We start from the raw sequence: 12,670 nt of genomic DNA, 5'->3' as shown, positions 1-12,670 counted from the left end.
TTTATTTTATCTATTTCTTTAATGTAAATCCGAATTTATCCCATGCTTGCAAATAATCTAATAAGAAAATCTCTTCTTCTACAATTCGACCAACTACATTTGTTTTTCCTGTATTCACCATATCTTTTAATGCAATTTGCAATTCACCTTTATATTGGCCATATTGCTCATTATCAATTAGAAGATCGCCGCGCTTAATTTCACGTGTATGATGAGGTTTAAACTCTTCCTTTTTATATTTCACACGGCTTTGTGTAGAGCGAATCATATATTCAGATACATCCCCGCGATAAAAATGAGGTTCGTCTAATACGATAATTTTTTCTAGTTCTGTCGTTGTATCATATAACTCTATATCAAATGTTTGTTTCTCTTTATTTAATGCACCTAGTGCTTGTAATTCTACTTCTGATGCATAAGCATTCGCAATAATAACATCATCAATTAATTCTGTTGCAAATAAATGCTTCGCTTGTGTTGTCATTGGTAATTCACGATGCTGCTCTAACGTACATAATCCTTCTGTTACTGGCCAAGGTCCATATGTTGCATCAAATGATGAAATAAAAGCAGCCGTTCTCATACCGTAATCTTTAAATTGTTTCGAGCATTTCATAAAATGATCATATGATAATCCAGAATAACGATGCGGATAAAAATTATGGCAACCAATTAAATTTTCGCGATTTGGTCTATGACTCATAATGTTATCTACATACTTCGTACCGTTACTCATATTGATCTCAATTTTTAAGCCATACGGATTGTACGTCATAATTGATTCTTCTAATCCTGAGAAACCAACATCTAAACGAATACCGTACGCACCTAGTTCATGGAAAAACGATAAATCGTTATATGAAATACCTAATTGCTCAAAAACAGCTGGACTAATATCAACTAACACTTGGAATCCTAATGCATTTGCATGAGAAATCGTTTCTTTAAACTCTTCTATAATTTTCTCTTTTTCACCATCTACAGATAATAAACATGTAAATACACGAGTAAATCCGTATTTACTTGCTAATGTTAAATACTCTTTATCTTTCTCTACTGTTGAATGTTCTGGATAAATAGAAATACCTAATCGTCTCATATGTACACGCCTCTTTCTTCATCATATTGTAAACCTTTTCAAATATATGTAGCGAAAAAGTATATATCCCCTTCTCATTCACTACTTTTTGAATCCGCTTTCTTTAAAGAAAAAACAATTTCTATCATTCATAACAACTACCAGTCTATACATCTATACTTTACATCTTTTTTTCATAGTTGTGTAGTCTTTCCACAAATTTGTCAGTTTTTTACCTCGAAAATTGTTGTACGTTTTCAAGGCACCTTCCTTGACTGTTACATTGGCCAATACATATACTCGAAAGAAAAGAGAAATTTTTTATATAGGGGATGAATATATGGGAGAAGCAATACTCGTAAAACGAGAACCGTTATGGACGAAAGAATTTGTCGCGCTAATTCTAGCAAACTTATGTATGTTTTTAGGATTTCAAATGTTAATTCCGACTTTACCTGTTTATGTGAAAGAAATTGGAGGTACAAGTTCCAATATTGGATTTGTTGTCGGTATGTTTACTGTTGCGGCACTTTTTGTTAGACCACTAACTGGAAATGCCTTGCAAAAATTCAGCAAAAAAATCATTTTAATGATCGGTACTGCTATTTGTTTACTCGCTATGGGTAGTTATCTTTTCGCTTCAACTGTTTTCCTATTGCTTGCCGTTCGAATTTTACACGGAGCTGGTTTTGGTATTACAACGACTACATATGGAACTGTCGTTTCCGATTTAATTCCGCAAGCTCGCCGCGGTGAAGGCATGGGATATTTCGGTCTTTCTGGAACGATTGCAATGGCGCTCGGTCCACTTATCGGACTTTGGCTTATGCAAACATATAACTTCACGATTCTTTTTTTATGTGCACTTTCCTGTACAATTGTTTCATTAATATTAACGAAACTACTTCAAATCAAAAAATCGCCGCAATCACCACAGCAAACATCTGGTACCTTTCTCGATGGATTTATTGAGCGCAAAGCTTTACTTCCTTCATTATTAATATTATGTATTACATTAATGTACGGGGGAATCGGAAGCTTTATTACGTTATTTGCTACGGAAGTCGGCATTGCTGATATAAGCCTCTTCTTCTTATTTAATGCACTTGCAATCGCTGTTACTCGTCCATTTTCCGGAAAGTTATATGATGCGAAAGGTCATTCTTTCGTAATTATTCCAGGAGTTATTATTACGTTTACAGGGATTATTTTATTGTCGTATACAACTACCATTCCAAGCTTAATTATTGCAGCAGCATGCTACGGAAGTGGTTTCGGAGCGATTCAACCTGCACTACAAGCGTGGATGATTGACCGAGTAGCACCGCACCGACGAGGAGTCGCAACAGCTACATTCTTCTCAGCATTTGACCTTGGAATTGGTGCTGGCGCGATTATTTTTGGATTCATTGCACATTTTACAAACTACGCAACTGTATATCGTTATTCCTCTCTACTACTTATTGCTTTCCTGTTCATTTACATTACAAGTGTAAGAAGACAAAAGCATGGAAATAAAAACACAGAAAAAGCTGCTGGATAATTCCAGTGGCTTTTTTATCTTATTTTTGATGTTATAAAACTACATGCATTTTCCTACATATTTTTTAAATTTTCATCAAAAAATATACGATGAACTCGCAGACGCTTTCCTTGATATTCAACCGAACAATACTATTCTAAAAAGTGTGATTTCTTTACAAAATTAAGATTTATATAAGATGAAAACCAATAAAATACAGCTGTTTCTTTAAGTAATTGTAAACTTTTCTTCTCTTTGTAAATTTAGTGTAAATTTTACTAGCAAACCGTTTACACTGCCTCACGGTTCAGTTAATAATTACATCGTACATGAAATTTAAGGAGTGGAATGCGTGGAATATAATGTTCAAGATATGATCTTCCAGTTCATTGGTGGATTAGGTATTTTCTTATTCGGAATTAAATACATGGGCGATGGACTGCAACAAGCTGCTGGAGATCGTCTTCGTGATATTCTAGATCGCTTTACAACAAACCCACTGATGGGTGTACTAGCAGGTATGTTAGTTACCGTATTAATCCAATCAAGTTCAGGAACAACCGCTTTAACAGTCGGACTTGTAAGTGCTGGGTTTATGACATTAAGACAAGCAATCGGTGTTATTATGGGTGCGAACATCGGCACGACAGTTACTGCATTTATTATTGGAATTAAAATCGGAGAATATGCTCTTCCAATTATGGCAGTTGGAGCTATCTTACTATTCTTCTTTAAAAATAAAAAAGTACATTCTTTAGGTCAAGTTATATTCGGTTTTGGTATGTTATTCTTCGGTTTAGAACTAATGAGCACAGGTATGAAGCCTCTTCGCTCTTTAGAATCATTCCAAGAATTAACGGTTAGCATGAGTGATAATCCAATTTTAGGTATTGTTGTTGGTACAGTCTTCACTTTAATTGTACAAAGTTCAAGTGCAACAATCGGTATTTTACAAGAACTATTCGGTCAAGGTGCAATCGATTTACAAGCTGCCCTTCCTGTATTGTTTGGTGATAACATCGGTACAACAATTACAGCTGTATTAGCAGCAATCGGTACTTCAATTGCTGCAAGACGCGCAGCATTAGTTCACGTTATCTTTAATATTGTCGGTACAATCATCTTTACAATTTTATTAATACCTTTTACAAATTTAATTCAATACTTCCAAACGTCATTAAACTTAAATCCAGAGATGACAATTGCATTTGCACACGGAACATTTAACGTAACGAATACAATTATTCAGTTCCCATTCATCGCTGTATTAGCATGGATTGTAACGAAAATTATTCGCGGGGAAGATGCTGCTATTGATTTCAAACCGCAACATTTAAATCCAATCTTTATTGAACAATCTCCAGCTATTGCTTTAACTGAAGCACAAAAAGAGATTATTCGTATGGCTGAGTTTTCATTACATGGATTAAAAGAAGCAAACCAATTTTTAAACACACAAGATAAAAAACACGCTGACATGGCTACTCAATTAGAAGGAGCTATTAACAACTTAGATAAAAAAATTACCGAGTATTTAGTTTTACTATCAGAAAAGCCGCTTTCACCTACAGATTCTGAAAAACATTCCGTTTTAGCAGGTGTCGTTGGCGATATTGAACGTGTCGGTGATCATGTAGAAAACCTTGTAGAACTTGTTGATTTCCAAATTTCAAACCGTGTTTCCCTATCAAACGAAGCACTAGCTGAATTAAATGAAATGCTTGAGTTAACGATTTCAACATTACAAGACGCAGTTGAAGCTTTAACAAACTTCGATACTGAACTAGCTCAAACAGTTATTGCAAAAGAACGTAAAATCGATCAAATGGAACGTGTTCTTCGTAAACGTCACGTATTACGTCTGAATGAACGTAGCTGTTCAGGTGATGCAAGTATCATCTTCGTTGATATGGTAAGTAACTTAGAGCGCATTGGCGATCACGCTGTAAATATCGCTGATGGTGTTTTAGGTGAACAAGGTAAAGTCCATTTAAAACAATCATTATAATAGGAAAGAGACGCTAACATGAGCGTCTCTTTTTTCATTTCATATTTACAACCGTTCTACCTTTTAACTTTCCTTGCAATATAAGTGTAAACTTCTCATCTAATTCTTCTAATGTACATTCTTCTGTATAAGATAGTAACTCTTTGTTTTCCCATTCATTTGCTAGGAGCGTCCATACATCTCTTCTCACATCTACTGGGCACTGTACAGAATCTACTCCTAACAGGCTTATGCCTCGCAAAATAAACGGATATACCGTTGTTTGTAATTCCTGTCCTGCCACATTACCGCATGTCGTTACGCACCCGCCATACTTTACCGTTTTTAAAGCTGTTTCTAACATATGTCCACCTACAGTATCGATAACCCCGGCGTATATTCCTTTAAGCATTGGTCTTCCTGATTCATCATTCAATTCTGCGCGATGAATCACCTTTTTCGCTCCTAGACGTAGTAGCATCTCTTCCTCTTCCATTTTTCCTGTCGCTCCTACTACGCTAAACCCTAACTTACTTAAAATACTAACAGCTACACTTCCTACGCCACCTGTAGCACCCGTTACTAGTACATCTCCCATACTAGGCATTACTCCTGCTCTAATAAGTTTATATACTGATAAAGCGGCGGTAAAACCGGCTGTCCCGTACATCATACTTTCCTTTAATGACATTCCCTCTGGTAAAGGGACAACCCAAGACGCTGGCACGCGAATATATTCTCCGAAACCACCAGAAGTATTCATCCCTAAATCATATCCCGTTACAATGACTTGATCTCCTGCCTTAATGGTAGCATCTTTACTACTCACAACCACTCCTGCTGCATCAATTCCTGGCGTATGAGGATATGTTCTCGTAACACCTTTATTACCAGTAGCTGAAAGAGCGTCTTTATAATTTAGTGAAGAATAATGAACCTGTATGAATACGTCCCCTTCAGGTAAACTACTTACTTCTCTCTCGACAACGTTTCTTACAAACTGCTTATTTTCTGTTTCGTTCACAACGATTGCTCGGAATGATGTATGATTCATTATGTTCTCTCCTTTATCCGTCAAATTCTTCTTTATTATATAGAAGAAACAAGTAGACCTATTCATTTCTTCTTGGCTATATTTCAACAAATCTTACTTCTCTATTACTTTCTCACAATACATATTTTCATTTCTACTAAAAAACCTTATACTTATTCTACATCTGAAAAATAAAATATAGAATATCTGACTTTTTATAAATAAATTGAATTTTTACGAAATGTAAATGATTTGTAATGTTTTTTTTCGCTAAATTTCATTATAATAAGTGGATATGAGTGTCGTATTTCAATCCAAATGAAGGAGTACAGGAAATGGAGCAAAACCCATCTTTGCAAGAAAATACACGCAGTAACCCGAAAAAAAATAAGAAAAAAATAAAAGTTATTATAAGCGCTATACTATTCGTTTTATTAATAGGCGGCGGTTATACTTGGTTTTTAGTAAATAAAGCATCTTCTGCTGTTCGAAATGCCGCACATGATTTAGCACGCGGTGATAAATCTGATTTACGTGATAGAGCTGTAAAACCTATTACAAACAATGTCTCTGTCTTAGTAATGGGTGTTGATGAAAGCGATGTCCGAGGAAAAGAATATGGTGAAGCTATTAGAACAGATGCGCTGTTGCTTGCAACGTTTAATAAAGATAGCAAAACTGTAAAACTATTAAGTATCCCACGTGACACATATACTTATATTCCAATAGAAAAGAAAAAAGATAAAATTACACACGCTCATGCATTCGGTTCTGCTAAAAATAGAAAAAATGGTGGACCACAAGCAAGCATTGATGCAGTTGAAAAATTAATGAATGTTCCTGTCGATTATTTTGTGAAATTTAACTTTAAATCATTTATAAAAATCGTCGATGACTTGGGCGGTATTGAAGTTGATGTACCAGTTGAATTTACTGAGCAAGATAGCAATGATAATGCAGAGGCAATTCACCTAGAAAAAGGTGTTCAAAAGTTAAATGGCGAAGAAGCTCTTGCTCTTGCTAGGACAAGACACATCGATAGTGATGCAATGCGTGGACAACGTCAACAACTCGTTATCGAGGCTATTTTAAAGAAACTAACAAGTGTTGGTTCTGTAACAAAAGTTGGCAACATCATTGATGATATTAACGGACAATTCGTTACAAACTTAACATTTGATGATATGCTTTCATTCTATAAGTACGGATCGGATTCAGAAATCGAGAAATTACAAATTCAAGGTGACGACTGCTATATGGAAAAAGGAGACGATACATGTAGCAAATCCGCTGGTGGCGGCCGAACGTATTACTACAATCCAGATAAAAAAGAATTAGCAAAGGTTACAAACGATCTTCGTACTCATCTTGGATTACCTGCATATACAAAAACAGACTCTGATTCGAAAAAAACAAGTACAGAGAAAACAAAAGAATCTAAGTCTGAAAATACAAGTGAACGCGAATCAAGTAACAATGAAATGAAAAATAAAAATAGCAATGAAGATACAGAAACATCGTCTAACGACAATGAATAATAAAGAAGCAGTTCTCTATGGAGGTAGAGTACTGCTTCTTTTTATTCCGTCACAATTAAAAATCAGAACTTTCTAACTATCTTTTTTAATATTTTTAAATTATAATAAATAGTAGCAATCTATTCCAATTATCAGGGGGCTCATACATATGAAAGCTGCAGTAAAACATAACATCTCAGATTTTAAAGACTACTTAAAGTCAAACGATATATACATGGAAGAAAATATAGATGAAAATGATGGTTCTGTTCATTTTTCAGTAGGATTAGAGACAGAAGCTGGCGCAAAAATTCAACTTATCGCTGCTTTCCAAAACGAACATCCTACTGTAGATATATACTGCTTCAATGTTGCTCACGTACCTAATGAAGCAGCAACAAATGATGTTTTACATACCATTAATGAATTAAATACATCTTATCGATTTGCAAAATTCACATTAAACAAGCAAAATGCAATTGATATTTCAACATCTCTTGCATTCTCAGAGCCAAACTTTAATCCAGCACTTGTCTTTGAACATACGAGAATGCTATATAAATTAGCAAATGACGAATATAAAAACTTAATGAAAGTGATTTGGGCATAAATAAAAGGATGGGCTGCAAGCAGCGCCATCCTTTTATTTCAATATCATATCAATCCACATCTTAATAGCTGTACCTACAATCAAAATCGATAACATATATTGCAGTGCTTTTTGATTGATCTTTTTCCCTACTCGCGCTCCAAGCGGCGCTGCAAAGATACTTGCAATCGCAATAATAAGAGCTGGAATTACAACTACTTGTCCAGTTATTACTTTTCCAGTTGTAATCCCTACTGAAGAAATAAACGTAATAGCGATAGATGTTGCTATCGTTGTACGTATCGGCAATTTTAAAATAACTAGCATAATCGGAACTAAAAGGAACGAGCCTCCAGCACCTATAATGCCTGATGCTCCGCCTACACTAAACGCTAACAAGCTTGCTAACCATTTATTATATTTCAGTTCATCACCATTATTTCGTTTCGGTACGAACATCATAATAGCAGCAATTGTTGCTAACGCTGCATAAACAACATTGACCGTATGTTCCTCTAATGCATTAGCACCAAAACTACCTATGAAACTTCCTATTAATATACTAGCTCCCATATACACAACGAGCGTTTTATCCATATCATTACTTTTCCGATAAGCCCATGCCCCTGCAAAAGTTGCAAAGAATACTTGCACCGCTGTAATACCACTCACTTCATGTGCAGTATAGCCAGTAAATCCTAGCAATACCGGAATGTATAAGATCATCGGATAATTAATAATCGCACCGCCAATTCCAACCATTCCTGATATAAACGATCCTATAAACCCAATTATAAAAAGTAATACGACTAAACTCACCTTATATCCCCCGCCTTCTAAAAAGAAGGTGATTTAAATGAATAAGTTTACATTCCCATCCGAAGCATCTGCTAAATAAGCTCCTACTCCTGCAAACTCTACCCCTTCCATAATCTCTTCCTCTTTTAACCCTAATAAATCTACTGTCATTTGACAAGCTACAAGTTTAATCCCCTGTTCTTTCGCCAAATCAATTAAATCTGGTAACGGCATCGCATTATGTTTTTTCATAATACCTTTAATCATCTTTGGTCCCATACCAGCAAAATTCATTTTAGATAATCCCATCTTATCAGCGCCGCGTGGCATCATCTTTCCAAACATTTTTTCTATGAAAGTTTTCTTTACCTCTACATGTTCATCTTTCCTTAAAGCATTTAATCCCCAGAAAGTATGAAAAATAGTTACCTCTTGATCATACGCCGCTGCACCATTTGCAATAATATAAGCAGCCATCGCTTTATCATAATCTCCGCTAAATAAAACGATTGTTGTTTTCTTCTGTTGTTCCATGTTGTTTTCCCTCCAATTACCTATAGGGGTATTTTTATTTTTATAAAAAATTGTTTCGCCCTATTCTACTTTACCTTCCCACGCTAACATACCACCTACCATATTGATTGCTTGAAAACCGTAGCTCTCTAAAAATTGAACAGCTCGTGCACTTCTTCCGCCAGAACGACAAACGATAATATACTCTTTCTTTTTATCCAACTCATGCATACGAAACTCCAATAATCCTAGTGGAATGTTACACGCTTCTGGAATTTTCCCTTCAGCTACTTCTTCTACTTCACGTACATCTACGATATTTACTGCTTCTTTACGTACCAATTTTTCTTCTAATTCTTTTGCTGTCATTTCTTTCATTTTACATTTCCTCCTCACAAACCATTCATACCGCCTGAAACATTGATAACGTGCTGAAATCCTAATTTTTTTAATACTTTTGCAGCCTGCTTACTTCTCATTCCACTTTGACAAAGAACAATAACTTCTTTCTGTTTATCTAATTGTTGCGCCTTATTAGCTAGTTCATTTAATGGAATATTCCGAAACCCTTTAATATTGTTCCCTCTATACTCACCAGCTGTTCGCACATCAATAAATTGTTTATTATTTTGTCCCATCATACGTTTTAATTCTTTTCCTGAAATGTTTTTTACTCCTCTAGCTGGTAAGAATCGAGAAATAATAAACCACGATACAAGTACAATTAAGATTATATTCAATATTGTCTTCACATCCATAAAGCTATTCAAACTCCTTCTATACTTTTTTCCTATCCAAATACATACTATAACTTTGAATATGGAACCCCTTCTTTCTTAAAAAGCGTATACTTAAATTCCGATCCACTTTATTATGAACAATAAGATGCAAAGGCTTATTTGGTATTTCATGATAATACCGTTTTAAATACGCATATGGTATACACATAATTCTAGAATTGTTATCACTGTCGCTCTCTGTATAATTTCGTACATCTACAATAACACTTTCAATTTTCCTTACTTGTTCTAACGAAATATATGCAACATTTAAAACGGGAATGTAACGTTTTACTAAACTTCCCAGCACCAATACTATTAGGGGTATAACTATATAGAACATATATGATTATCCTCTTTACTTTCAATAATAAGCAGATGATTTGCTCCTCCGCCTATTATTGAAATGCTATGCTTTCTTGATCCAGAACTTTAATTCACCATCTTCTTCCGTGTGTTTTAACACTTCATGACCGCCTGTTTGTGACCATGCTGGAATATCTTTAATCGCACCTTTATCTGTTACGTGTACTTCTAACACTTCTCCTGATTGTAATGCTTCCATTGCCTTCTTTGTTTTTACAATTGGCATTGGACACGCTAATCCTTTTACATCTAATACTTGCTTGGCATTCATTTCATATACCTCCTGTGTTTATTTCATTTGAAACCGAATTAATTATGAACAGCACAACGGTTTGGACCAATCTCCATTTCACGCTCTTCGTCTTCATTTGGATTTAATTGTCCCATATTTGTTTGACGAATTTCTTGATATGCATTCGGTTGAGGTGGTAAATTCTCTGTTACAACTTTACGGAACTCTCCCTCATCCTCAATATTTAAACCTGCATTATGCTCAAATAAATCTTTTAATTTTGCACTAACAATACCACTTTCGTCCATTTCACTTATTTTTGAATAATGAGCCGGTAACACAATTAAACTTTGAGATAGTTCTTTATATCGGCTATACAAAGTATTACGTAAATCACTTACCCAATCTTCAGCTTTCCCAGCAAGATCTGGACGCCCGATTGAATCTACAAATAAAATATCGCCTGATAATAAATAGGAATCATCTACAATAAATGACGTACTTCCAATCGTATGCCCTGGTGAGTATAATGCGTCAATTTCAATTTTAGTACCTCCCACCGTAATAACAGATCCTTCAACAAGCGGTTCGTATGAGAAAACAACTTCCTCCGCATCTTTTGGCGGTAACCAATACGTACCACCTACTTTTTCCGCTAACTTACGTCCTCCAGAAATATGGTCTGCATGTAAATGTGTATCCATTACATTCGTAATCGTAACAGCATGCTCTTTCGCAAATTCTTCATACGCTTCAACTGTTCTTACTGCATCAATAACTGCTGCTTCACCGTTTGAAACGACCATATAAGATAAACAGCCTTTTCCAAGACGGTTAAACTGATACATACTTCCGCCATTTTTTAAATCTCCAACTTTTACAGGCTTTATATATTCACTCCATGCCTTCATACCACCAGCTAAATAATAAATATTTTCTAATCCAGCCTCTGTTAATTGCTCTGCCACAAATATAGAAGACCCTTCTTTTGCGCATACTACTAAAACATCTTTATCTTTAGGTAATTCACTTACAATATGATCTACACCATCTAACAAATCAAAATACGGTTTATTTATAGATGAGATTTGTTTCCCTTCAATTTTCCAATCTTCATAATCCGTCTCATTACGAACATCTAAAATAAACAACTCTCCGAATAAAACTTTCTCTGCAACATCTTTTGCTTGTAATGATTTAACACTCATCTTTTTACCCCCTATGGTATATTTACATTTAAAAAAATTTAATTCTTTATATTCCCTTGCCACTCTAACATACCTGGAATGACATTTTTCACATTTTCATAACCTTTCTCTTTCAACATATGGCAAGCTACATCACTACGGTTACCAGTTCGGCAAACAACATAAATTTGTTTCGTCTGATCTAAAACTGCACTGTCTAACTCTCCTAACGGCACCGAAATGGCCGATGGAATATGACCAAAAGCGAATTCCGCTGCTTCTCGAACATCTAATACAATACACTCTTCATCGCTTAATAATATCTCTTCCAACTCCGTATTCGTAATTGTATGAGGATACTTTGCTACTTCGTTCACTTCATGCTCATGTGCTTTCCTAATGTAATGCATCAAAACATCGTCCTCTTGTTTCGTCCCGATATATTGATGCCCTACTTTATTTGCCCAGCTTTGTATATCTACTGTAGATCCTTTATCTGTTGCCTTAATTTCAATCACTTGTCCTGATGCCAATCCTTCTATCGCCTTCTTCGTTTTCACAATCGGCATCGGACAAGCTAACCCTTTACAATCTAAACTCATATCCACTTTTATACTCATAGTGATTCCTCCATAACTTATATGCATATACCTGTAGGGGTATATTAAAATGTTTTTGAAAATCTGTCAACACTTACGTTTGACAGATTATCGGCTTTTTACAAGTAATTGAACAGCTTCTTTAATTAACTCTTCATTTGAACCATTACCACTTTCAAACTGTTCACGCAAGCATTGCTCTAAATTCGTTCCAACAACAAGTCCAATTGTACGATCAAGTGCAGAACGAGATGCCGTTAACTGTGTAATAACCTCTCGGCAATCTTTTCCTTCTTCCATCATACGAAGCACACCACGAACTTGCCCTTCAATACGTTTTAATCTATTTTTCATGTCTTGATTATATTCCATTGTATAATCACCTCATTACCATTATGTCACCATTTATAGCTTATGACAATATATTATACCCTGTAGGGTATTTTGTAAACCCCTATTTTAAACTTTTA

15 protein-coding genes are annotated in these 12,670 nt (G+C 35.2%); 4 read left to right on the top strand and 11 right to left on the bottom strand.

What is annotated here, in order from left to right:
- Positions 1 to 10: 10 nt before the first annotated feature.
- Positions 11 to 1,099: a DUF871 domain-containing protein gene (locus PSR14_RS04770; RefSeq protein ID WP_001253343.1), complete on the bottom strand. Its 1,089-nt coding sequence runs from the start codon at positions 1,097 to 1,099 to the stop codon at positions 11 to 13.
- Positions 1,100 to 1,418: 319 nt separating this feature from the next.
- Between PSR14_RS04770 and PSR14_RS04765 the strand changes: the two genes are divergently transcribed.
- The gene (locus tag PSR14_RS04765; RefSeq protein WP_000503266.1) at positions 1,419 to 2,621 is read left to right on the top strand and encodes an MFS transporter; all 1,203 of its coding nucleotides are present in this window, start codon (positions 1,419 to 1,421) and stop codon (positions 2,619 to 2,621) included.
- A 331-nt stretch (positions 2,622 to 2,952) separates the two neighbouring features.
- Entirely contained in the window at positions 2,953 to 4,608 is a 1,656-nt protein-coding gene (locus PSR14_RS04760; RefSeq protein ID WP_000456257.1) for a Na/Pi cotransporter family protein, read from the top strand.
- A gap of 34 nt (positions 4,609 to 4,642) precedes the next feature.
- On the opposite strand, the gene PSR14_RS04755 is transcribed toward PSR14_RS04760, so the two are convergent.
- Positions 4,643 to 5,641, bottom strand: coding sequence for a YhdH/YhfP family quinone oxidoreductase (locus PSR14_RS04755; RefSeq protein WP_001016975.1), 999 nt, complete (start codon positions 5,639 to 5,641; stop codon positions 4,643 to 4,645).
- A gap of 314 nt (positions 5,642 to 5,955) precedes the next feature.
- Here PSR14_RS04755 and PSR14_RS04750 point away from each other — a divergent pair, with 314 nt between their 5' ends.
- Both PSR14_RS04750 and PSR14_RS04745 read left to right on the top strand, forming a co-directional pair.
- Complete coding sequence (locus PSR14_RS04750) at positions 5,956 to 7,158, top strand: LCP family protein (RefSeq protein WP_098487032.1); 1,203 nt, start codon at positions 5,956 to 5,958, stop codon at positions 7,156 to 7,158.
- 148 nt (positions 7,159 to 7,306) lie between these two features.
- The gene (locus tag PSR14_RS04745) at positions 7,307 to 7,747 is read left to right on the top strand and encodes a YbjN domain-containing protein (RefSeq protein ID WP_000642365.1); all 441 of its coding nucleotides are present in this window, start codon (positions 7,307 to 7,309) and stop codon (positions 7,745 to 7,747) included.
- A 33-nt stretch (positions 7,748 to 7,780) separates the two neighbouring features.
- Here PSR14_RS04745 and PSR14_RS04740 read toward each other — a convergent pair whose 3' ends face one another.
- The 9 genes from PSR14_RS04740 to PSR14_RS04700 all read right to left on the bottom strand — a co-directional run bounded on the left by PSR14_RS04740 (position 7,781) and on the right by PSR14_RS04700 (position 12,572).
- Positions 7,781 to 8,545 (bottom strand): sulfite exporter TauE/SafE family protein, encoded by a 765-nt coding sequence (locus tag PSR14_RS04740; protein ID WP_073541790.1) that lies wholly within the window; start codon positions 8,543 to 8,545, stop codon positions 7,781 to 7,783.
- 33 nt (positions 8,546 to 8,578) lie between these two features.
- Positions 8,579 to 9,058, bottom strand: a complete 480-nt coding sequence (locus tag PSR14_RS04735; protein WP_000437719.1) for a DsrE/DsrF/DrsH-like family protein — start codon at positions 9,056 to 9,058, stop codon at positions 8,579 to 8,581.
- Between the two features lie 60 nt (positions 9,059 to 9,118).
- Positions 9,119 to 9,415, bottom strand: a complete 297-nt coding sequence (locus PSR14_RS04730) for a rhodanese-like domain-containing protein (protein WP_000661803.1) — start codon at positions 9,413 to 9,415, stop codon at positions 9,119 to 9,121.
- Between the two features lie 14 nt (positions 9,416 to 9,429).
- Positions 9,430 to 9,795: a rhodanese-like domain-containing protein gene (locus PSR14_RS04725; RefSeq protein ID WP_000382692.1), complete on the bottom strand. Its 366-nt coding sequence runs from the start codon at positions 9,793 to 9,795 to the stop codon at positions 9,430 to 9,432.
- 19 nt (positions 9,796 to 9,814) lie between these two features.
- On the bottom strand, positions 9,815 to 10,159 hold the full coding sequence (locus tag PSR14_RS04720) for a hypothetical protein (RefSeq protein WP_000499413.1): 345 nt from the start codon (positions 10,157 to 10,159) through the stop codon (positions 9,815 to 9,817).
- A gap of 66 nt (positions 10,160 to 10,225) precedes the next feature.
- Positions 10,226 to 10,453, bottom strand: a complete 228-nt coding sequence (locus tag PSR14_RS04715; RefSeq protein ID WP_000992269.1) for a sulfurtransferase TusA family protein — start codon at positions 10,451 to 10,453, stop codon at positions 10,226 to 10,228.
- Between the two features lie 38 nt (positions 10,454 to 10,491).
- Positions 10,492 to 11,622, bottom strand: a complete 1,131-nt coding sequence (locus tag PSR14_RS04710) for an MBL fold metallo-hydrolase (RefSeq protein ID WP_061185564.1) — start codon at positions 11,620 to 11,622, stop codon at positions 10,492 to 10,494.
- Between the two features lie 38 nt (positions 11,623 to 11,660).
- The gene (locus PSR14_RS04705) at positions 11,661 to 12,221 is read right to left on the bottom strand and encodes a sulfurtransferase TusA family protein (RefSeq protein WP_061131355.1); all 561 of its coding nucleotides are present in this window, start codon (positions 12,219 to 12,221) and stop codon (positions 11,661 to 11,663) included.
- 87 nt (positions 12,222 to 12,308) lie between these two features.
- Positions 12,309 to 12,572 (bottom strand): metal-sensitive transcriptional regulator, encoded by a 264-nt coding sequence (locus PSR14_RS04700; RefSeq protein WP_000456206.1) that lies wholly within the window; start codon positions 12,570 to 12,572, stop codon positions 12,309 to 12,311.
- Positions 12,573 to 12,670 lie beyond the last annotated feature (98 nt).

It is taken from the genome of Bacillus sp. A01H, assembly GCF_045277205.1.
Taxonomy (GTDB): domain Bacteria; phylum Bacillota; class Bacilli; order Bacillales; family Bacillaceae_G; genus Bacillus_A; species Bacillus_A paranthracis.
This window is presented reverse-complemented; position numbering and strand designations above follow the sequence as displayed.

Excerpts from the sequence above, each read along its gene's own strand:
- PSR14_RS04770 (WP_001253343.1), bottom strand. The coding sequence starts at position 1,099 with ATGAGACGATTAGGTATTTCTATTTATCCAGAACATTCAACAGTAGAG.
- PSR14_RS04765 (WP_000503266.1), top strand. The coding sequence starts at position 1,419 with ATGGGAGAAGCAATACTCGTAAAACGAGAACCGTTATGGACGAAAGAA.
- PSR14_RS04755 (WP_001016975.1), bottom strand. The coding sequence starts at position 5,641 with ATGAATCATACATCATTCCGAGCAATCGTTGTGAACGAAACAGAAAAT.
- PSR14_RS04750 (WP_098487032.1), top strand. The coding sequence starts at position 5,956 with ATGGAGCAAAACCCATCTTTGCAAGAAAATACACGCAGTAACCCGAAA.
- PSR14_RS04745 (WP_000642365.1), top strand. The coding sequence starts at position 7,307 with ATGAAAGCTGCAGTAAAACATAACATCTCAGATTTTAAAGACTACTTA.
- PSR14_RS04735 (WP_000437719.1), bottom strand. The coding sequence starts at position 9,058 with ATGGAACAACAGAAGAAAACAACAATCGTTTTATTTAGCGGAGATTAT.
- PSR14_RS04730 (WP_000661803.1), bottom strand. The coding sequence starts at position 9,415 with ATGAAAGAAATGACAGCAAAAGAATTAGAAGAAAAATTGGTACGTAAA.
- PSR14_RS04725 (WP_000382692.1), bottom strand. The coding sequence starts at position 9,795 with ATGGATGTGAAGACAATATTGAATATAATCTTAATTGTACTTGTATCG.
- PSR14_RS04720 (WP_000499413.1), bottom strand. The coding sequence starts at position 10,159 with ATGTTCTATATAGTTATACCCCTAATAGTATTGGTGCTGGGAAGTTTA.
- PSR14_RS04715 (WP_000992269.1), bottom strand. The coding sequence starts at position 10,453 with ATGAATGCCAAGCAAGTATTAGATGTAAAAGGATTAGCGTGTCCAATG.
- PSR14_RS04710 (WP_061185564.1), bottom strand. The coding sequence starts at position 11,622 with ATGAGTGTTAAATCATTACAAGCAAAAGATGTTGCAGAGAAAGTTTTA.
- PSR14_RS04705 (WP_061131355.1), bottom strand. The coding sequence starts at position 12,221 with ATGAGTATAAAAGTGGATATGAGTTTAGATTGTAAAGGGTTAGCTTGT.
- PSR14_RS04700 (WP_000456206.1), bottom strand. The coding sequence starts at position 12,572 with ATGGAATATAATCAAGACATGAAAAATAGATTAAAACGTATTGAAGGG.